This window comes from Xanthomonas sp. BRIP62415 (assembly GCF_003993515.1).
GTDB lineage: Bacteria > Pseudomonadota > Gammaproteobacteria > Xanthomonadales > Xanthomonadaceae > Xanthomonas > Xanthomonas euroxanthea.
The window spans coordinates 1-21,136 of the sequence record NZ_QEZH01000025.1; the positions used below are offsets into that span (position 1 = coordinate 1).

12 protein-coding genes are annotated in these 21,136 nt (G+C 67.1%); 8 read left to right on the forward strand and 4 right to left on the reverse strand.

All coding sequences use genetic code 11. The annotated features are described in order from the left end of the window. Window positions 1-404 precede the first annotated feature (404 nt). The gene (gene aspS, locus EO141_RS11635; protein ID WP_127169267.1) at window positions 405-2,171 is read right to left on the reverse strand and encodes an aspartate--tRNA ligase; all 1,767 of its coding nucleotides are present in this window, start codon (window positions 2,169-2,171) and stop codon (window positions 405-407) included. Window positions 2,172-2,327: 156 nt separating this feature from the next. Here aspS and EO141_RS11640 point away from each other — a divergent pair, with 156 nt between their 5' ends. Next, entirely contained in the window at window positions 2,328-3,101 is a 774-nt protein-coding gene (locus EO141_RS11640) for a DUF3011 domain-containing protein (protein WP_126941987.1), read from the forward strand. Between the two features lie 104 nt (window positions 3,102-3,205). Here the strand turns inward: EO141_RS11640 and EO141_RS11645 are convergent, their stop codons facing one another. Further along, complete coding sequence (locus EO141_RS11645; protein WP_104583599.1) at window positions 3,206-3,499, reverse strand: zinc ribbon domain-containing protein; 294 nt, start codon at window positions 3,497-3,499, stop codon at window positions 3,206-3,208. A gap of 440 nt (window positions 3,500-3,939) precedes the next feature. Between EO141_RS11645 and EO141_RS11650 the strand changes: the two genes are divergently transcribed. The 3 genes from EO141_RS11650 to EO141_RS11660 all read left to right on the forward strand — a co-directional run bounded on the left by EO141_RS11650 (window position 3,940) and on the right by EO141_RS11660 (window position 10,865). Further along, window positions 3,940-5,184: an MFS transporter gene (locus EO141_RS11650; RefSeq protein ID WP_127169268.1), complete on the forward strand. Its 1,245-nt coding sequence runs from the start codon at window positions 3,940-3,942 to the stop codon at window positions 5,182-5,184. Window positions 5,185-6,075: 891 nt separating this feature from the next. Beyond that, window positions 6,076-8,487, forward strand: coding sequence for a TonB-dependent receptor (locus EO141_RS11655; RefSeq protein ID WP_127169269.1), 2,412 nt, complete (start codon window positions 6,076-6,078; stop codon window positions 8,485-8,487). A 227-nt stretch (window positions 8,488-8,714) separates the two neighbouring features. After that, a complete protein-coding gene (locus EO141_RS11660; RefSeq protein ID WP_127169270.1) occupies window positions 8,715-10,865 on the forward strand; it encodes a phospholipase C, phosphocholine-specific in 2,151 nt (716 codons plus the stop codon). Between the two features lie 6 nt (window positions 10,866-10,871). Here the strand turns inward: EO141_RS11660 and bla are convergent, their stop codons facing one another. Then, the gene (gene bla / locus EO141_RS11665) at window positions 10,872-11,822 is read right to left on the reverse strand and encodes a class A beta-lactamase (RefSeq protein ID WP_127169271.1); all 951 of its coding nucleotides are present in this window, start codon (window positions 11,820-11,822) and stop codon (window positions 10,872-10,874) included. Between the two features lie 100 nt (window positions 11,823-11,922). Here bla and ampR point away from each other — a divergent pair, with 100 nt between their 5' ends. Then, entirely contained in the window at window positions 11,923-12,795 is an 873-nt protein-coding gene (gene ampR / locus EO141_RS11670; RefSeq protein ID WP_127169272.1) for a LysR family transcriptional regulator AmpR, read from the forward strand. A gap of 312 nt (window positions 12,796-13,107) precedes the next feature. Here the strand turns inward: ampR and EO141_RS11675 are convergent, their stop codons facing one another. Beyond that, a complete protein-coding gene (locus EO141_RS11675) occupies window positions 13,108-15,024 on the reverse strand; it encodes an ABC-F family ATP-binding cassette domain-containing protein (protein WP_126969715.1) in 1,917 nt (638 codons plus the stop codon). A gap of 176 nt (window positions 15,025-15,200) precedes the next feature. Here EO141_RS11675 and EO141_RS11680 point away from each other — a divergent pair, with 176 nt between their 5' ends. The 3 genes from EO141_RS11680 (at window position 15,201) to EO141_RS11690 (ending at window position 20,906) form a co-directional block, all read left to right on the forward strand. Continuing rightward, on the forward strand, window positions 15,201-17,585 hold the full coding sequence (locus tag EO141_RS11680; RefSeq protein WP_127169273.1) for a TonB-dependent receptor: 2,385 nt from the start codon (window positions 15,201-15,203) through the stop codon (window positions 17,583-17,585). Window positions 17,586-17,818: 233 nt separating this feature from the next. Then, window positions 17,819-18,244 (forward strand): VOC family protein, encoded by a 426-nt coding sequence (locus tag EO141_RS11685; RefSeq protein WP_164739178.1) that lies wholly within the window; start codon window positions 17,819-17,821, stop codon window positions 18,242-18,244. A gap of 274 nt (window positions 18,245-18,518) precedes the next feature. After that, window positions 18,519-20,906 (forward strand): TonB-dependent receptor, encoded by a 2,388-nt coding sequence (locus tag EO141_RS11690; RefSeq protein ID WP_127169274.1) that lies wholly within the window; start codon window positions 18,519-18,521, stop codon window positions 20,904-20,906. The last annotated feature ends 230 nt before the right edge of the window (window positions 20,907-21,136 follow it).

The following is a 21,136-nucleotide window of genomic DNA, read 5'->3' on the forward strand; positions in this document are numbered from 1 at the left end:
CCATTCCCCATTCCCCATTCCCCGCATGCGGCTTCGTTGCCGCAAGCGGGGAATGGGGAATGGGGAATGGGGAATGGGGAATGGGGAAGCAGGAAGCAGGAAGCAGGAAGCGGGAAGCAGGAAGCGGGAAGCGGGAAGCGGGAAGCGGGAAGCGGGAAGCGGGAAAGCATCCGGGATCCGCGTTTCCGGGGCGCGCGTGTGCGGACCGCTCGCAGTGGATTGTCGAGGGCGCGCGAGGAGCGCGGCCCTGCGTCGCGGTTGCGGCAGGGCGCGCCTCGGCTGAGGACACCGCCAGTTCGGCAGATGTGCAGCGCGCCACCGCATCTAAGCATGCGACACGCTGGGCGGCGCGGCGCGGCGTATCAGCTGCACGGCCACGCGCTGGCGTGGCCGTGTGTGGCAGGTCAGGCCTGCTTGGGGCGTACCTGCACGTGCACTTCGGCCAGCTGATCGGCGGCGATCGGCGACGGGGCGTCGGTCATCAGGTCCTGCGCGCCGGTGGTCTTGGGGAACGGGATGACGTCGCGGATCGACTCGGTGCCGGCCATCAATGCCGCGATGCGGTCGATGCCGAAGGCGATGCCGCCGTGTGGCGGGGCGCCGTAGTTCAGCGCATCGAGCAGGAAGCCGAACTTGGCACGCGCCTCCTCGGCGCCGATGCCGAGCAGCTCGAACACCGCGCTCTGCATGTCCGGGCGGTGGATACGGATCGAACCGCCGCCGATCTCGTTGCCGTTGAGCACCATGTCGTAACCACGCGAGACCGCGGTGCGGGCATTGGCGCGCAGGTCGGCGATGTCGTCCACCGCCGGCGCGGTGAAGGGGTGATGCAGGGCCACGTAGCGCTGCGCCTCCTCGTCCCACTCAAACATCGGGAAATCGGTGACCCACAGCGGCGCCCAGCCATCGGCGACCAGATTGAACTCCTTGCCGGCCTTCAGGCGCAGTGCGCCCATGAAGTCGGACACGGTGTTGTAGCGGCCGGCGCCGAAGAACACGATGTCGCCATTGGCCGCACCGACGTGCTTGAGCAGCGCAGCGAAGGCCTCTTCGCCGAAGAACTTGGCGATCGGCGAGCTGACCTCGCCGGTCTCCGACAGCTTGATGTAGGCCAGGCCCTTGGCGCCGTACTTGGCGGCGTGCGCGGCGTAGTCGTCGATCTGCTTGCGGCTCAGCGTGGCGCCACCGGGGATGCGCAGCGCGGCCACGCGGCCGTCGGCGTCATTGGCGGCGGCAGTGAACACCGGGAATTCGCTGGCCTTGACCAGCTCGGCCACGTCGACCAGCTCCAGCCCGATGCGCAGGTCCGGCTTGTCCGAACCATAGCGACGCATCGCCTCGGCCCAGGTCATGCGCGGGAACTGCGCGGCCAGTTCGACCTCCACCACTTCGGCGAAGATGGCGCGGATCATGTCTTCGACGAAATCCTGCACGTCGCGCTCGCGCACGAAGGCAAATTCCATGTCCAGCTGGGTGAATTCCAGCTGGCGGTCGGCGCGCAGCGCTTCGTCGCGGAAGCAGCGTGCGATCTGGTAGTAGCGGTCGAAGCCGGCCACCATCAGGATCTGCTTGAACAGCTGCGGGCTCTGCGGCAACGCATAGAACTCGCCCGGATGCATGCGCGCCGGCACCAGGAAGTCGCGTGCGCCTTCCGGGGTGGCCTTGGTCAGGATCGGGGTTTCGATGTCCTGGAAATCGCGTGCGTCCAGGTGCCGGCGCAGCGCCTGCACCAGCTTGATGCGGGTGCGCTGCATGCGCTGCATTTCCGGACGGCGCAAATCCAGGTAACGGTACTTCAGGCGGGTTTCCTCGCCCGGGTTTTCATGCGCGTGGAACGGCAGCGGCGCAGCCTTGTTGAGGATGCTGATGCGGGTGGCGATCACTTCCACCTTGCCGGTGCGCAGCTTGTCGTTGACCGCATGACGCGCACGCACCACGCCTTCGACCTGCAACACGTCCTCGTAGCCGAGGCTGGCGGCCACCTTGAACAGCTCGGCGCTGGCGTCGTCGCCGGCCACCGGTTCCACCGTCACCTGCACGATGCCTTCGTGGTCACGCAGGTCGATGAAGCACACCCCGCCCAGGTTGCGGGCCACGTCGGTCCAGCCGGCGAGAGTGACGGTTTGGCCGATCAAGGTCTCATCGACCAGGCCGCAGAAGTGGGTACGCATCGAAAGCTCCGCTGAAAACCCGACGCAGGACGGCGCCGGAGAGCCGGATATTCTGGGGCCGGCGGGCGACAGGAGCAAATGCGCAGGCGCTCATGGCCGCTTAAGTCAGCGCCCGGCTGAATAGGCGCCAGACCCTTCCGCACCAAGGACGACACGATGCTGCGCACCGCCCTGCTGCTCTCCGGCTTCGGCCTGATCACCCTGACCGGCCTGCTGACCAGTGCGCCTGTCGCCGCGCAGGACCGTGGCTGGAACGGCCCCAGCATCACCTGCTCCAGCAACGACAACCGTCGCCGTGAGTGCGATACGCCGTTCCGCGGCCGCGCGGTGCTGGTCGAAAACATCTCCGGCACCCGCTGCATCGAAGGCCGCAACTGGGGCAGCGACCGCGGCCGGGTCTGGGTCGACAATGGCTGCCGTGGGCGCTTTGTCGATGGTCGCAACGGCGGTGGCGGCTGGGGCGGCAACACTGGCCCCGGCGGTGGCGGGGTCGCCGGTACGGTGCGCTGCGAGAGCAACGACCAGCGCCAGAAGATCTGCGACACCGGCTGGCGCCGCGCCATGCTGGTGCGCCAACTGTCCAACACGCCCTGCGTGGAAGGCCGCAACTGGCGCCAGGACGGGGGCCGGATCTGGGTGGACGACGGCTGCCGGGGCGAGTTTGCGCAGGCACGCGGCGGCGGCTGGGGCCGGGGTGACGGCGGCGACGGTGGCCGCGACGACCGCCCGCGCAACGATTACGCCATCACCTGCGCCAGTGACGACCGCCGCCTGCGCACCTGCGGCTGGGATGGCCGCTATGGCCGCCCGGTGCTGACCCGCCAGCTGTCCGACACCCGTTGCGAAGAAGGCCGCAGCTGGGGGTACGACGACCGCCGCGCGACGCTGTGGGTCAACGATGGCTGCCGGGCGCGCTTCGAGGCGCGTTGAGGCAGCAGGTACGCGCGCCGCTTACGGGTCGGGACGGGGGATGCGGCTTCAGCACTGCCAGCCGCTGCCCGGCACCGCCCGTCGTTGCGGCGCGCTGACCCGGCTCAGGCAGGGTCGGCCGCGGGCTTTGCCGCGGGCTTGCTCTCGGCGGCGGCGGCCGGCTTGGCATCGCCACCGGCGCTACTGCTCTCGCTGAGGTTTTTCTTCTTCTCGCCCGCCGACTTGAAATCGGTCTCGTACCAGCCGCTACCGGACAGCCGGAACGACGGCGCGGTGATCTGGCGCTTGATCGTGGCCGCCGCGCAGGCCGGACAGGTCTGCGGATCGGGGTCGGCCATCTTCTGCAGGCGGTCGAAGGCGTGGCCGCAGGTGGTGCACTGGAAACCGTAGATGGGCATGGCAGGATCAGCTGAAGACGATGCAGGGGCGCAGATTCTAGACGGATGCGGGCAGGCAGGTGCAGTGGTGCAGCTGCGCTTGACCACGCGCGCACGTTGCCGGCGAGAAACATCGACCGGTGATCGCTGCGCGCCCGCCCGTGCGCCCGATGGGCGCCCGGCATCGCGGCTCCGTCGGCAGACTGCAAGGCGTGCGCGCGCATGCCGACGGTCGCCGGCCTGGGCACCGAGTGCGCGACGGGGCGGCGTGACCGTGCGAACTGCGCAGGCAGGTGGGGCCGTCATCCGGAACGTCAACCATCCAGGCTTCGCGACGAACTACAGCCAACCACTTGGTATCGAACGCCGAAAGCCAGCTGGCTTGGGTCAAGCCGCGCGACACGGGCTGCTACACTCAAACAGGTGATCGACGCGCCTCTTCCCCCACGAGGACCGCATCCATGTTGCGGCTGACTGCCTTACTGCTGGGCGTTGCCCTGCTGCTGACCGGCAGCGGGCTGCTCGGCACCCTGCTTGCCGTGCGCGGTGGCCAGGCCGGTTTCGATGCGCGTGCGCTCGGCCTGATCATGTCCGGGTATTTCGCCGGCTTTTTTCTCGGTACCTTCTTCGCACCGCCGCTGATTCGGCGCATCGGGCATATCCGCGCATTCGCGTTCTACGCGGCGCTGGCGGCGATCGCGGTGCTGCTGCATCCGATCTGGTTGAACGCCTGGGGCTGGGGATTGCTGCGGCTGGTCACCGGCGCGGCGCTGGTCGGCCTGTACACGGTGATCGAGAGCTGGCTCAACGCCGAGCCGGACGCGCGCCGGCGCAGCCGGGTGTTTTCGGTGTACATGGCGATCAATCTGTCGGCATTGGCGCTGGGCCAGATCCTGCTCACCGCAGGCGATGCGGGCGCACCGGCGATGTTCACGCTGACGGCGATCCTGATCTGCGCGGCAGTGATGCCGGTGATGACCACGCGCCTGATTCCGCCCGAGGTGCCGCACGTGTCGCGCCTGCGCCTCAAGACGCTGTACGCGTGGGCCCCGGTGGCGACCATCGGCGCGGGATTGTCGGGTCTGGCAATGGGGGCGTTCTGGGGCTTGTTGCCGGTGTACGCCGACCGCATCGGGCTGGATGCCGACGGCGTGGCGATGTTCATGCTCACCGCCATCATCGGCGGTGCAGTGCTGCAGTGGCCGATCGGGCGCATCAGCGATGGCCATGACCGGCGCATCGGCCTGGTCACGATCAGCATGCTGGCGGCCGGCATCGCGATCGCCGCCGCGGTGCCGATGGTGCAGGCACAGACCCAGCTGCTGTTCGTGCTGTTCTTCGTGTACGGCGGCTTGGCGTTCTCGCTGTATCCGTTCGCGGTGGCACACATGCTCGATTACCTGCCGCGCGAAGATCTGCTCTCCGGCTGCAGCAGCCTGCTGCTGGTACATGGCGTGGGCGCGGCGATCGGTCCGGCCCTGGCCGGTGGCGCGATGCAGAAATTCGGCCCTGCCGCGCTCCCGGTCTATTTCGCGGTGATGCTGCTGGCACTGGCCGGATTTACCCTGGCACGCCTGCTGCGCTTCACGCGCCGCCGCATCCACCCGATCTCTTTCCGCCCGATGCTGCGCACCACTCCATCGGCGTTGGAGTTGATGCCGGAAACGCAGCAGGCCGAAGCACCGCCGCACGCCAGGAGCGGCTAACGCCCCCGTTTCGCGGGCATCGGTCGCAGAGCCGATGATCTGCGGCTTGGCTGCGGGCCCTTGCCCGCCCACGGTCGCAGGACACGCCGCTAGACAGAGCAGCTAGAAGGCCGTGTAGATCAGCTGTAGAGCCGATGATCTGAAGCTTGGCCGCGGGGCCCTTGCCCGCCCACGGTCGCGGGACACACCGCAAGACAGAGCAGTTGATAGAAGGCCGTGTAGATCATCTGTAGAGCCGATGATCTGCGGCTTGGCTGCAGGGCCCTTGCCCGCCCACCATCGCGGGACACGCCGTGAATCTGTCCATGGAGGCTCTTACGCGGCATCCATGCCGCGTAAGGTCCCGCGACGGTGGGCGGGCAAGGACCTGTCGGGATGGTCGGTGCGCAAGGTAAGAGCGGTGCTCGATACGCCTTGATCGATCATGACGCATCGACTCCACGTCTGGTGCAAGCCTCACTACAGACAGTTTTTCAAGTGAGCGCCGACCAACTGTCTGGTGCGGCGTCCTTGCCGGTTGCGGGACCGTGTGGCGGCATGGATGCCGCCACCGAGCCCCCAGGGATGGGTTCACGGCGTGTCCCGCAAGCGGTGGGGGCGCCGCGCCCTCGAAGACCTGAGCTTTTGACCCAAGCACTTGACCACCCTCCAACGACGCGACGACTCGCATCGCCTGTCTTTGAATGAATAGCCCACGGTATGACACGCAGCTCCGGAGGTATCGTTCAACGACCCAACGCGAAAAGCATGCAGACGGCGCTAGCCCGCAATCGTTCTTGCGGCAGGGCGTAGTAGAACCATCCAGTGATCCCGACCACACCTTTTGCGCGGTCATCATCACGCAATGCAAGCGCGGCAGTCTTTGCGGACCTCCCCGCTTGTTGGATTGCAATGGATTCGACGTCCTCCTCGCGCGTGCGCCATCCGGCCACGCTCGCGTTGTTACTGGTTCCGCTCACCCTGCCCGCCTACGCACAGCAAGCCCCCGATGGCGCAGCGACTGGCCCGTCCGCGGCCGAACCGGGCACCGCTGGCGAGCAGGTGTCCACGCTGGATCAGGTGCAGGTGGTCGGCCAGGCGATGACGTATTCCAAGACCAATGTCAGCAAGGAGATGCTGGACCGCCAGTTCGTGCTGGGCAGCGTCAACGATGCGCTCAACGAACTGCCCGGCGTGGTGGTGACCGAGGCCGATGCCTTCGGCTCGTCGGATTGGGGCACCCAGATCAGCATGCGCGGCTTCGTCAGCAATCGCGATACCCAGCAGATCGGCACCACCATCGATGGCGTGCCCAACGGCGGTTCGGCCTATGGCGGCGGCTCCAAGGCCAACCGCTTCATCGACATGCCGGACCTGGAAACAGTGGAAGTCAGCCAGGGCACCGCCGACATCGCCTCGCGCTCCAACGAAGCGTTGGGTGGCACCTTGAACTACCTCACCGGCGATCCGCTGGAAGAGCAGCGCGTGCGCGTGATCGGCGGCATCGGCGACAACCAGGCGCGCAAGTATTACGCGCGCTACGACACCGGCCTGCTCGGCGGCAACACGCGCGCCTGGGTCAGCGGCTCGTCGGCACGCAACGACGACTGGATCGACGGCAGCGGCCACACCCGCCGCGACCACCTGGCCGGCAAGTTCGTCAGCGTGTTGGACAAGTGGACGCTCAGCGGCTACGCGTCCTACGACGATGCCGACGAATCCGAATACACCAGCGTGACGCCCGAACAGTTCGCGCGCGACCCCGAGCACGACCTGCTGACCGGCACGCTCACCGGCATTCCGTACCTGGACCAGAACTATCGCTCCGGCTCGCGCGCGCTGCGCAAGAACACCTTTGGCTATCTGCGCGGCGCCTTCGATGGCGGCACTGGCTTCAAGACCACGCTGACCGGCTACGCGCACCGCATGCAGGGCCGTGGCGACTGGATTCCGCCGTATCTGGTGGATGTCACCAACGACGGCGCCGGCGCAGCGGAATCCGAAGCGCGTGGCGGCAACACCGTGTATGCCGGCAGCGACCTGGGCAAGCTGTATTACCTCACGCCCGGCGGCGCGGCCGCGACGATGCTGGCCGGTTGCGCCGGCAGCGATGCGCTGCCGGCCGAATCCAACCCGGCCTGCTATCCGGCCGGTTCGGTGCCGGTGCAGTCGTATCGCCACAGCCACTACGACAACCACCGCGCCGGCGCGATGGCCGACGTGGAATGGCGCGCGGATCTGGGCGCCATCGACAACACCGTGCGCGCCGGTGCGTGGCTGGAACGTTACGACCGTAGCGTCACCCGCGACTGGCATCGCCTGCTCAACGTCGGCACCAACATCGGCTTCGATCATCAGCCGTACTGGGTGCAGTTCAAGGATGACTACCAGACCGACGAGCAGATGTATTACGTCGAGGACGTGATGCGCTACGGCGCCTTCGCCTGGCGCGTGGGCGTCAAGCAGTTCTTCGTCGACCAGACCCGCGACCGCCGCATCGGCGATGCGCAGCATGTGGAGTCGGATTCGCACTCGGACCCGCTGCTGTCGGCCGGCCTGACCTGGACCACCCCGATGCAGGGCCTGGAAGCCTTTGCCGGGTATTCGCAGAACTTCGCCGCGATTCCCTCCGGCGTGCTGGGCGAAACCGACCCGGTCGCGCTGAGCCGGGTGCAACCGGAAACCGCCGACAACGTCGAACTCGGCCTGCGCCTGAGCCGCTGGCCGTTGACCGGCAGCGTGACGCTGTACGACATCCGCTTCGACAACCGCATCGTCTATGTGCCGGCCAACTTCGTCACCGGCATCGACTACCTGGGCGAAACCGATGGCGTGTACGAGAACTTCGGCGGCGTGCATGCGCGCGGCATGGAAGCGGCGCTCGGCTATGGCTGGGACAACGGCTGGCGCATCAACGGTGCCTATACCTACAACAAGGCCGATTACCTGGGCAGCGGCGATGCCGCGCGCGACACCGCGCTGGAGATCACCCCCGGTGCGCAGGTGATCGGCCAACCGCGCAACACCTTGGTGGTGTCGGCGGACTGGCGCGGCCAGGCGTGGCGCTTCGGTGTGTCCGGGCGCTACCTGGGCAAGCGCTACCTGGACGCCTCCAACCGTGCGGCACTCGATGGCGTGACCACCTTCGATGCCAACCTGGGCGTGGAACTGTCGCAACTGTCGTCGCAGCTCAAGGGCCTGCAGCTGGCGCTCAACGTCAGCAACCTCACCGACAAGCGCTACCTGGAAGGCGTGGACGGCAGCGACAGCGCGTTCATCGGCGCGCCGCGCACGGTCGGGCTGACCGTGACGCTGGATCTCTAGCGTAGAGCGCGCACCGCTGCCCGACAGGCGATAGGATTTCCAGTAATGGGGAGCGGATCGGGGAAAAGGCACACGACCGATCCGCTCCCTGCATTGTCTCCTGCGCACCTGCAAAGGGACGGCATTGGCGCTTGTGCACGCACGCGCCAGAACACATGCGCTGACGCGTTGGGTACGCTCGGCCCGCTCCAGCGCCGACAGGATTGGCGCGCCAACCAGGTGACACGATGATCGACCTTCCCCGCCGCCGCGTTCTGCAGACCGGGCTTGCCGGCGCCGCCGCCGCGCTGCTGCCGCCCAGCATCGCGCGGGCCGCCGCCATCGCGCCGGATCGCCGCACCGGCACGCTGGAAGATCTGCAGCATGTGGTGATCCTGATGCAGGAAAACCGCGCCTTCGATCATTACTTCGGCGCCCTGCCCGGCGTGCGCGGGTTCGGCGATCGTTTCCCCATTCCCGCGCCGCCGCTGCCGGGCGCGCCCGCGCGCACGGTGTGGCTGCAACCCAGCGAAGACGGCCGCCAATGGCTGACGCCGTTTGCGCTGGATACCGCAGCACAATTCGGCTTCATGCGCGTGCAAGGCACGCCGCATAGCTGGGTGGATGCGCAACGCGCCTGGGATCACGGCCGGCTCGGGCACTGGGCCGCGGCCAAGCACGACCACGCGCTGGGCTATTACCGGCGCGCGGATATTCCGTTCCAGTACGCGCTCGCCGACGCCTTCACCATTTGCGATGCGTACCACGCCTCGATCCAGACCGGCACCAATTCCAATCGCGTGTTTCTGTGGAGCGGCGGCAACGACCCGCAGGGGCGCGCCGGCGGGCCGGTGATCGGCAACTCGCACGACAATTTCCCGGAGCTGGGCGGTTTTGCCGAGCCGTATCGCTGGACGACCTACGTCGAGCAGCTTCAACGCGCTGGCGTGTCCTGGCAGATCTATCAGGACATGGCCGACAACTTCACCGACAACCCGCTGGCCGGGTTCGAGGCGTTTCGGCAGGCCTACCGCAACGCGCCCGGCCACGATGCGCAACTGCGCGCGCGTGGTATCAGCACGCGAGGTGTGGAGCAGCTACGCGCCGATGTGCTGGGCGGGCGCCTGCCATCGGTGAGTTTCGTCATCGCCGATGCGGCCGGCAGCGAGCATCCGGATCCGTCCAGCCCTGCGCAGGGCGCGGCCTACACCGCGCGTGTGCTGGATGCGCTGACCGCCGATCCGCAGGTGTGGAGCCGCACCGCACTGCTGTTGATGTTCGACGAGAACGACGGCTTCTTCGATCACATGCCGCCGCCGGCGCCACCTTCGCCGGACCCGCGCGCGGCCGGCGGCCTTGCCGGCGCATCGAGCATCGCTACCGACGACGACTACCATCGCCACCCGGCACCGGGCGAACAGAAGGTGGATCTGCCCGAGCTGCGCGGCCGTCCCTATGGCCTGGGCCCGCGCGTGCCGCTCTACGTGATCTCGCCGTGGAGCCGCGGCGGCTGGGTGGATTCGCAGGTGTACGACCACACCTCGGTATTGCGCCTGCTGGAACGCCGCTTCGGCGTGCCCGCGCCGGAGATCACGCCGTGGCGGCGCGCGGTGTGCGGTGACCTCGCCGGTGCATTCGACTTCCGCAATGCCGATGCGCGCCCCTTCGTCGCGGCGTTGCCCGATGTCAGCGCTACCGCAGCGCGCGCGGCAGCCCTGCGCGAACACGCACTGCCGCCGTTGCCGGCCACGTTGCAATCGCCGCAGCAGCCGTTCGGTACACGCCGTTCGCGGGCGCTGCCGTATCGCCCCAGCGTGGAACTGGCTTATCTGCCTGAGCGTGGCGAGGTGAAGCTGCGCATGTCAAACGCTGGCGCGGCGGTGGTCCTGCACGTCTACAACCGCCTCGATCTTGCCGCAATTCCGCGTCGTTATACGGTGGGGAACGGCGCGGCAGTGGATGGCACGTGGGCCACCGGCGATGGCCGTTACGACCTGTGGTTGATCGGCCCCAATGGCTTCCATCGTCACTATTGCGGAGATCCGGGCGCACCGTTACTGGTGGCCGAGATCACCCAGGATGCGAACGATCGCGCGGCCGTGTCCCTAGCGCTGCGCAATGCCGGCAGCACTGCGGTGCAGGTGGAGCTGCAGCCGGGCGCGTATGCCACCGCGCAACCGCACGAACGCCTGCGCATTGCACCCGGCGCCACCGAACGACGCCGTTGGCAGGCAGCAGCAACCGGCGGCTGGTACGACCTGTGGGTGACGCACGACGGTGCAGCGCAGCGGCTTGCCGGGCGCATCGAAACCGGCGCAGACAGCGTCAGCGACCCGGCCATGGGCGGGCCGGCGCGGCTGCAGCAGGACGAGCCGCTGGTGATCGGCGCGCCCGGTTGAGAAAACTCAGCGCGGCGTGACCGCTGTCAGCGTGCGCCACTCGCGCTGGAACGCGTCGTCGGTGAACCCCGCGCCCGTCATCGCGACCGCGGCAGCAACAGCCTTGAGCGCTGCATCGCGTGCGGCAGCATCGACCGTTGCGCCATTGAGATAGGCGGTCAGCAGCAGCGGTGCCTGGCGTCCTGGCTGCCACAGGATGGCGATGTCGTTGCGGGTGTCGCTGCCGTTGCTGCCGGTCTTGTCACCGATGTTCCAGCCGCGCGGCAGGCCGGCGCGCAGGCAGGTATCGCCGGTGCGGTTGTCGATCATCCAGTCGGTCAACTGCTTGCGCGAGGCCGGCTGCAGCGCGTCGCCCAGCAGCAGGGTGCGCAAGGTGGCGGCCATTGCCGCCGGGGTGGTGGTGTCGCGCGGGTCGCCCGGGGCGAACCGGTTCATCTCCGGCTCGTGGCGGTCGCTGCGCGTGTGCGCATCGCCGATGCCGCGCAGGAAGGCGGTCAGTCCGGCCGGCTCGCCCACCAGCGGAAACAGCAGGTTGGCGGCCGGGTTGTCGCTATGGATCATCGTGGCCCGGCACAGCTCGGCCACGCTCAGCGACCCGCCGACATGGCGCTCGGTGACCGGGGCATGTTCAAGCATGTCGGCGGCGCGGATCTTCACCCGTTTCCCCAGGGTCAGCTCGCCCTTGTCCACCCGCTGCAGCACCGCCGCAGCCAATACAAATTTGAAGGTGCTGCACAGCGGGAAGCGCTCGTCCTCACGCTGGCCGATGCGCCTGCCGGTGGCGCTGTCGAGCAGGCAGATGCCCAGGCGGCCGCCGCTCCTGCGTTCGATCCCGGCCCATGCCTCTCGCAACTCAACCGCTGCAGACGCCACCGGACTGACGGCCCGTAGGGGCCTGGACGCTGCAAGCAGCACACTCGCGCCGGTTGCGCACAGGAATTGTCGACGCTTCAACATGGACCAGCCTCCCGATCAGAGCCCGCAGTATCGGCCCGGGGCGGCCGCCGGAGTATCGCGATGTTTCGATCCCTGGCATGAATTGAACTAATCTCTGCGCATGCCACGCCCTCGCCTCCCGCTCAACGCCTTGCGCGCCTTCGAGGCCGCCGCACGCCACCAGAACCTGACCCGTGCGGCGAGCGAGCTGTGCGTCAGCCAGGCCGCACTCAGCCACCAGATCAAGGCGCTGGAGCAGCAGCTGGGCAGCAGCCTGTTCCATCGGCTACCGCGCGGGGTGGCACTCACCGACGAGGGCGCGGCGCTGGCGCCGGTGCTGGCCGAGGCCTTCGATCGCATTGCCGCCACCCTGGAGCGCTTTGCCGATGGCCGCTATCGCGAGGTGCTCAGCGTCGGCGTGGTGGGCACCTTCGCCACTGGCTGGCTGCTGCCGCGCGTGGATGCCTTTCATGCGGCGCATCCGGAGATCGAGCTGCGCCTGTCGACTCACAACAACCGCGTCGACCTGGCCGGCGAAGGCCTGGATCTGGCGATCCGGTTTGGCGATGGCGACTGGCAGGGGCAGATTGCCGAGGCGTTGATGGAGGCGCCGTTCGCGCCGGTGTGTGCGCCGACCTTGGCACGTGGCTTGCGCACGCCGACCGATCTGGCGCAGCTGCCGTTATTGCGCTCGTATCGCCAGGACGAATGGCCGCAGTGGTTTCGTGCCGCGGGTGTGGCCGAAATCGCCGCACGCGGGGCGATGTTGGATTCCTCGTTGACCCTGGCCAGCGCCGCGGCGGCCGGTATCGGTGTGGCGTTATTGCCGCTGCCGATGTTTCGCCAGGACCTGGATGCCGGGCGCCTGGTGTGCCCGTTTCCGATCCAGATCGACGCTGGACGTTATTGGCTGACGCGGCTGCGCTCGCGGGCGGAGAGCGAGGCTGGGCGCAGGTTTCTTGCGTGGTTGTTGGTGGAGCAAACGCCGGGGTGACGCTGGATGCGTTCCCGGGCCGGTTGCCTGCGTGCACGCGACGCTGCCTCTCTTGTGAGATGGCTGCGCCGCACCTCACCCAGCCCTTCCATCGAGATGGCTGTCTTCCGTCGTACCCTCACCCCAACCCCTCTCCCGCAGGGAGAGGGGCTTAATCACCAGAGCTGCGGCTTGCTCCCTTCTCCCGCTGGGAGAAGGTGGCGCGTAGCGCTGGATGAGGGTACGGGCGCGAAGCCTACTTCCATCACCTTCGCCCTCTTGCACCAGCGATCAAAAGGCACCATCACCAGCCCCATCACCGCGACCCCGCTGCTACACCCCCTCGATCAGCTCCATCCACGCCGCTTCCGCAGCCGCCAGTTGCTGTGCGGTGGCCTCGCGGTCGCGGCCCAGCACAGCCATCTTCTCGCTGTCGGCATAGTTGCCCGGGTTGGCGAGCTCGCGGTCCAGCGCCGCCAACGCCGCTTCCAGTTCGCCGACGCGCTTTTCGGCGCTGGCCAGCTTGTGTGGGTTGACGGCCTTCTTCGGCGGCAGCGGCTTGGTCGGCGGTGGCGGTGTCGGCGCCACTTCGGCCATCTTCTGCTTGGTGCCCTGGGCGGCCGGGCGGCTGCGCAGCCAGGCGGCGTATTCGTCCAGGTCGCCTTCGAACGGCTCGACCACGCCATCGGCCACGCGCCAGAAACTGTCGCAGACCAGGCCGATCAGATGGCGGTCATGCGAGACCATCACGATCGCACCTTCGAAGTCGCTCAACGCTTCGGCCAGTGCCTCGCGCATTTCCAGGTCCAGATGGTTGGTCGGTTCGTCCAGCAGCAGCACGTTCGGCTGCTGCCAGGCGATCAGCGCCAGCGCCAGACGCGCGCGCTCGCCGCCGGAAAAACCATCCACCACCTCGAAGGCACGGTCGCCGGCGAAATTCCATTTGCCCAGGAAGTCGCGAAACGCCTGGTTGGCGCCATCCGGCGACAGCTCGCGGAAGTGATCCATCGGCGACTGGCCCTCGTGCAGCGACTCCACCGTGTGCTGGGCGAAGTAGCCGATCCGCAGGTCCGGATGCGCACTGCGCTCGCCCGACAGCGGCGCAAGCTCGCCCACCAGCGTCTTCACCAGCGTGGACTTACCCGCACCATTGGGTCCCAGCAATCCGATCCGGTCACCCGCCTCCAGCCCGAACCCGACATCGTGCAGCACGGTGATGGCATCGCTGGACCCGCGCTTTTGCGATTCCCCATTCCCGATTCCCGGCTCCCGCGGCGCAGCCGCATACCCGCAAGCCGCATGATTCAACCGGATCAGCGAAAACGGCAGCCGATTGGGCTGGGCGAACTGGATGCGGAACTCGCGCTCGGCGCGGACCGCTTCGGTGCCGGCCATCTTGGCCAGGCGCTTCATGCGGCTCTGCGCCTGGGTGGCCTTGCTGGCCTGCGCCTTGAAGCGGTCGATGAAGCTCTGCAGATGCGCGCGCTCGGCCTGTTCCTTGTCGTGGGCGATCTGCTGCTGGCGCAGGTGCTCGATGCGCTGGCGCTCGAAATCGGTATAGCCGCCGACGTACAGCTTGGCGGTGCCGCCGTGCAGGTGCAGGGTGTGGGTGGCCACGTTGTCGAGAAACTCGCGGTCATGCGAAATCAGCAGCAAGGTGCCCGGGTACTTGAGCAGCCATTGCTCCAGCCACAGCACCGCGTCCATGTCCAGGTGGTTGGTCGGTTCGTCCAGCAGCAGCAGGTCGCTGGGCATCATCAGCGCGCGCGCCAGGTTCAGGCGCACGCGCCAGCCGCCGGAGAACGAGGACACCGCGCGGTGATGGGTGTCGGCCGGGAAGCCCAGGCCGTGCAGCAGCTTGCCGGCGCGCGCCTCGGCATCGTAGGCGCCGAGTTCGGCCATCTTCTGGTGCGCATTGGCCACCGCTTCCCAGTCCTCGCGCGCGGTGGCCGCGGCCTCTTCCTGCAGGATCGCGGAGACCTCGATGTCGCCGCCCAGCACGAACGACAGCGCCGGATCGGGCAGCGACGGGGTTTCCTGCGAGACGCTGGCGGTGCGCACCTTGCCGGGCAGGTCGACATCGCCCTTGTCCGCCTCCAGCTCGCCCTTGACCGCGGCGAACAGGCTCGACTTGCCGGTGCCATTACGGCCCACCACACCGACGCGGTAGCCGGCATGCATGGTCAGGTCGACGTTGGACAACAGCAGACGCTCGCCGCGTCGCATGGAGAAGTTGCGCAGGGAAATCATTGATGGACAGTCCGATAGAACGAAAAGGAATGAGCAGATGAGCAGCACTCCTGCGACGCCATTCTAGCGTTAACGAATAATTAGCGCCTTCGGGCTGGCCGTCGTTCCTTCGCGTCGCCGCGACCAGACCCTGCCCAGCCTTGCTGGTCCTGCCTGGACCCCCGTTCGGAGTTGTCATGAATTACCCGCTGTCCTCGCTCGCAACCGCCGTGGTTGCGGCGCTGCTCGCCTCCCCCGCCTTTGCCCAGAGCGCCACGCCGGCCAGCGCGCCCGCCAACACGCTGGACACCGTCATCGTCACCGGTACCCGGGTGTCCGACCGGACCGTGGCCGAATCGCAATCGCCGATCGACATCATCAGCGCCGAGTCGCTGCAGGCCACCGGCACCTCGGAGCTGGCCACCGCACTGGCCCGCGCGCTGCCGTCGCTGAACTTCCCGCGCCCGGCGCTGAGCGACGGCACCAGCGCGATCCGCCCCGCGCAGCTGCGCGGCCTGTCGCCGGACCAGGTGCTGGTGCTGGTCAACGGCAAGCGCCGCCACACCTCCTCGCTGCTCAACCTCAACGGCACCATCGGCCGCGGCGCCGCGGCGGTGGATCTGAACACCATTCCGGTGGCGGCGATCGCGCGCGTGGAAGTGCTGCGCGACGGCGCCTCGGCACAATACGGCTCCGATGCCATTGCCGGTGTGGTCAACATCGTGCTCAAGGGCGCGGAGAAGGGCGGCAGCCTGCAGGCCGGCTTCGGCCAGTACTCGGCCGGCGACGGCAGCAACTACGAGCTGTCCGGCGACACCGGCGTGGCGTACGGCAACGAGCGCGGCTGGCTGCATGTGGCCGCCCAGCTCAACCAGCAGGACCCCACTGACCGTGCGCGCGGCTATGCCGGCGCCCCCAGCGCCTCGCAGCCGGCGTTGGGCCAGAAGGCGTTCAAGATCGGCGACCCGGACGTCAACGCGCAGGCGGTGTCGGCCAATACCGAGTTCGCCTTCAGCGACAGCATCACCGGTTACGCCTTTGCCACCGCCAGCAACCGCGACATCACCTCGTTCGCGTTCTTCCGCGCGCCGGGCAGCACCCAGAACATCCTGTCGGTCTATCCGCAGGGCTTCCTGCCGGAAATCCAGACCTACGCCAAGGACCGCTCGCTGGTGGCCGGCGTACGCGGGTCCACGGCCAGCGGTTGGGACTGGGATGCCAGCTACAACTACGGCTACAACAAGATCGATTTCCACACCCGCAACACGCTCAACGTGAGCCTGGGGCCGACCTCGCCGACCTCCTTCTACGATGGCGCGCTGGAGACCACGCAGAACATCGTCAACCTGGACGTCAAGCGCGGCTTCGACTGGGGCCTGGCGTATCCGGTGACGGTGGCCTTCGGCGCCGAATACCGCAACGAGAAGTGGAACCAGTCGCCGGGCGAAGTGGGCTCGTATTTCCAGGCCGGCACGCTGGCCGGTGGCGCGCAGGGTTTCGGCGGGTTTGCGCCGAGCGTGTCCGGGCAGTATTCGCGTGACAGCTACGCGCTGTATGCGGATCTGGAAGCCGATTTCACCGACAAGTTCTCCGCCGGCCTGGCCGGCCGCTACGAAGACTTCAACGATTTCGGCAGCCAGGCCTCGGGCAAGTTGTCCGGCCGCTATGCGTTCACCGACAGGGTCGCGCTGCGCGGCACGGTGGCGTCGGGCTTCCGCGCGCCGTCGCTGGCGCAGCAGTATTTCCAGTCCACCAGCACCACCTTCCTGGCCGGCAATCCGAACCCGTTCGAGATCCGCACCTTCCCGGCCGACAGCACCGTCGCGCGTGCGCTGGGGTCCGAGCCGCTGGATGCCGAGACCTCGCTGTCCTACAGCCTGGGCCTGGTGCTGCAGCCGACTGATACGCTCTACCTCACCGTGGATGCGTACCAGATCGACGTGGACGACCGCATCGTGCTGTCGTCCAACCTCACCGGCACCGGCGTGCGCAACCTGCTCGAAGCGCAGGGCATCTTCGGCATCAACGGCGGGCGCTACTTCACCAACGCGGTGGACACGCGCACGCGCGGTGTGGACGTGGTCGGCAGCTACCGCTGGCAGCTGGCCGCCAGCAGCGTGGACCTGACCGCCGGCTACAACTATTCGGAGACCGAGGTGCGCAGTGTCGCGGCCAATCCGGCCGCGTTGTCGGCCAACGGGCTGAGCCTGGAGCGCATCGACCGCACCGAACGCGGCCGCATCGAAGAAGGCTTCCCGCGCGACAAGTTCCTGGTCAACGGCAGCTGGAACCTGGAGCACTGGACGCTGGCACTGGGTGCCACGCGCTATGGCAAGTACAGCACGCGTCCGGCCGCGGCGATCAACGACCAGACCTTCGGCGCCAAGTGGGTGGTGGATGCCTCGGCCAGCTACAAGATCGATCGCTGGACGCTGACCCTGGGTGCGGACAATCTGCTGGACGAGTACCCGGACGAGAACAATTTTGCCAACTCCACCAGCGGGCAGTTCCCGTACAGCAACCTGTCGCCGTTCGGCTTCAATGGTGCCTACGTGTACGGCCGCATCAACTATCGCTGGTAACCCGGCGACCTAGCCTGCGGTGTTGCCAGGCACTTAGTGCCCAGGCACGCTGCACGATTGCATCCTGACGCTCGACCACACGCCCCGGCTTGCCCGGGGCGTGTGCGTTTTTGCCTGGCGTGCTTGCGGCGTTCCTGATGCAGGCCATCCAGATGCGGGCATCGATGCGCCGTGAAGAGCCACCGGCGGCCGCAGTGGTATCAACGCGCTTCCACCCTGATGGAGCACCCACCATGGACGCAGCGCAACTCTCACGCGGCCGTCTGATCGACCACCTGCATCTGGTCGTCCACGACCTGGCGGCGAGCCGACGTTTCTACCAGGCCGTGCTCGATGTGCTGGGCATTCCGATCGGTGGCGAAGGCGAGGGATTCTTCTGGGCCGACGAGCTGTTCGTGTCCGATCGCCACACGGTGGCGCAAGGCGTACTCACCGGCCGCCACCATCTGGCCTTCCAGGCGCACGATGTCGCCATGGTGCATGCGTTCCATCAGGCCGCCCTCACCCACGGCGGCCGCGACAACGGCGCACCGGGCGTGCGCCCGTATCACCCGAGTTATTACGCAGCGTTTGCCCTGGATCCAGATGGCAACAACATCGAAGCGGTGTTCCATGGTCCTGCGCAACGCAGTGCTGATGCGGTGCAAATCACGTTCTGATGCAGAAGTTTCATAACTGCTATCGATGTCCATGATGGTGCAAAAAAACCCGTGCAGCAGCAGGTCGGGTGCAAGTGACGCATCACTCTGGTGCAAGCTGGCAACGTTTTCATAAGCATATTTGCGATGACGGTTGCAAGCGCAACATAACCAAAATTTGACATGCGGTTATGCGTGGTCAATGGTTGGGAACGCACCGCAGCTGCCGCAACGGACGCGGCCCGGGAAGGGGGCCCCTGCGATGCATCCGTTCCCCACTCGGAGTTGTCACCGCATGAATTGCAAGACCAGTCCACTCGCAGTTGCCGTTGTTCTTGCACTGTCGTTTTCCGCTTCAAGCGCAGTTGCGCAGTCACAAGCTCCCACCCAGAAAACCCTCGATACCCTGATCGTGACCGGCACGCGCGTGGCCGATCGCACCGTGGCCGAATCGGCATCGCCGATCGACATCATCTCGCCGCAGGCGCTGGAATCGACCGGCACCACCGAGCTGGCGACCGCGCTGTCACGCGCGATCCCCTCGTTGAATTTCCCCCGCCCGGCCATCTCCGACGGCTCGGATGCAGTGCGCCCGGCGCAGCTGCGCGGCCTGTCACCCGACCAGGTGCTGGTGCTGGTCAACGGCAAGCGCTACCACAGCACCGCGTTGATCAACCTCAACGACACCCAGGGCCGTGGTTCGTCGCCGGCCGACCTCAATACCATTCCGATCGCCGCGGTGGAGCGCATCGAAGTGCTGCGCGACGGCGCGTCGGCGCAGTACGGCTCCGACGCCATCGCCGGCGTGATCAACATCGTGCTCAAGGGCAGCGGCGAAGGCGGCAGCGTCAATGGCCGCTACGGCAAGTACAGCGCCGGCGACGGCGAGCAGTATCAATTATCCGGCGATGCCGGTTTCAGCTTCGCCGGCACCGGCAAGGTGCACCTGGCCGCGCAGGCCGGGCATTCGGACCAGACCAACCGCGCACTGCCGTTCGGCGGTCGCGTGGAGCAGCGTTACGGCGACCCGGACATCGACCAGGGCGCCATCTCGTTCAATGGCGAATACAGCCCCACCGATTACCTGACCTTCTACTCGTTCGGCATGGTCAGCCGCCGCGAGGTGCTGTCCAACGGCTACTTCCGCTTTGCCGGCGACAACCGCAACCGCCCGGAAATCTACCCGGACGGCTTCCTGCCGCAGATCTACAACGTCAGCAAGGACGTGTCGTGGGTCGGTGGCTTGAAGACCTCCACCGAAGGCGGCCTGAACATCGATCTGAGCTACAACTACGGCCAGAACAATCTCACCTTCGATGTGCGCAACAGCTTGAACAACAGCCTGGGGCTGGCCAGCCCGACCAACTTCCATGCCGGCACGCTGGAAGTGACCCAGAACGTGCTCAATGCCGACTTCACCAAGACCCTGGACTGGGGCCTGGCGTATCCGGTCACGCTGGCCTTCGGTGCGGAATGGCGCGGCGAAAAGTTCAACCAGTCGCCCGGCGATGCGGCATCCTCGGCCAACGGCGGCATTCCATCTGCGGCCGGAACGCTGATTCCGGGCGCACAGGTGTTCCCGGGCTTCAAGCTCTCCGATGCCGGTTACTACAACCGCAACAGCCACTCGGCCTATGTGGACCTGGAAGCGGATCTGACCGACAAGTTCTCCGCCGGGCTGGCCGGCCGCTACGAGAAGTACAGCGACTTCGGCGATACCGCCACCGGTAAGCTGTCGCTGCGCTATGCGTTCTCCGACAAGGTGGCCGTCCGCGCCACTGCCTCCACCGGCTTCCGCGCGCCGTCGCTGCAGCAGCAGAACTTCCAGTCGATCGCCACCCAGTTCCTCAACGTGGCCCAGCCCAACGGCACGGTCACCGCGATCCCGTTCGAGATCGGCACCTTCCGTACCGACAACCCGGCCGCCATTGCACTGGGCGCCGAGCCGTTGAAGGCCGAGGAATCCAAGAACTACGGGCTTGGCGTGGTGCTGCAGCCGATCGAAAACCTGTACATCACGGTCGATGCGTATCGCATCGAGATCGATGACCGCATCGTGCTGTCGGAAAACCTCACCTCCAATGCGGCGCGCAACTACCTGCAGGCCAATGGCTTCCCGGGCATCGGTGGCGGGCGCTACTTCACCAACGCGGTGGACACCAAGACCCAGGGCGTGGATGCGGTCGGCACCTATCGCTGGAACCTGGACGGCGGCAGCGCGGAGCTGACCTCCGGCTACAACTACAACAAGACCGACGTGGAACGGATCGCCGACAACCCGGCAGCGCTGGAAGCGATCGATCCGGGTGCAGTGCGCATCGGCCGCGCCGAACTGGGCCGCATCACCGAAGGCACGCCGCGCGACAAGTTCTTCCTGGGCGGCACCTGGTCGCCGGGCAACTGGTCGTTCACCGGCACCGCCACGCGCTGGGGCGAGTTCAGCACCTTCGGCACCAACGCCGGCAGCGACCAGACCTATGCGGCCAAGTGGACGTTGGACCTGGCGGCGTCCTACAAGTTGAACGACTGGAACTTCACCATCGGCGGCGACAACGTGCTCAATGAGTATCCCGACCGCCAGGAAGCCGGCCTGGGCACGCGCACCTACCTGCCGTACAGCAGCGCCTCGCCGTTCGGTTTCAACGGCGCGCTGGTGTATGCCAACGTGAGCTACAAGTGGTAAATCCCCACGTGCCGGTCGGCAACGACCGGCACCTCGATCGCCGCGCCCCACGTCGCTGAGACCAGGCGGCACGCCCGCAGCATCGCTCGCCCTGTCCGATTGTCGCGACAGGGCAAGTTCCCCCCTCATTTCGCAAGGATGCGCCACGCAGCAGACGCTGCGTGGCAGTCCGTTGTCCTTGCCGTGCCCGCCATCCCGCCAGCGCACACGCGCTGCGTGCAGGCGACACG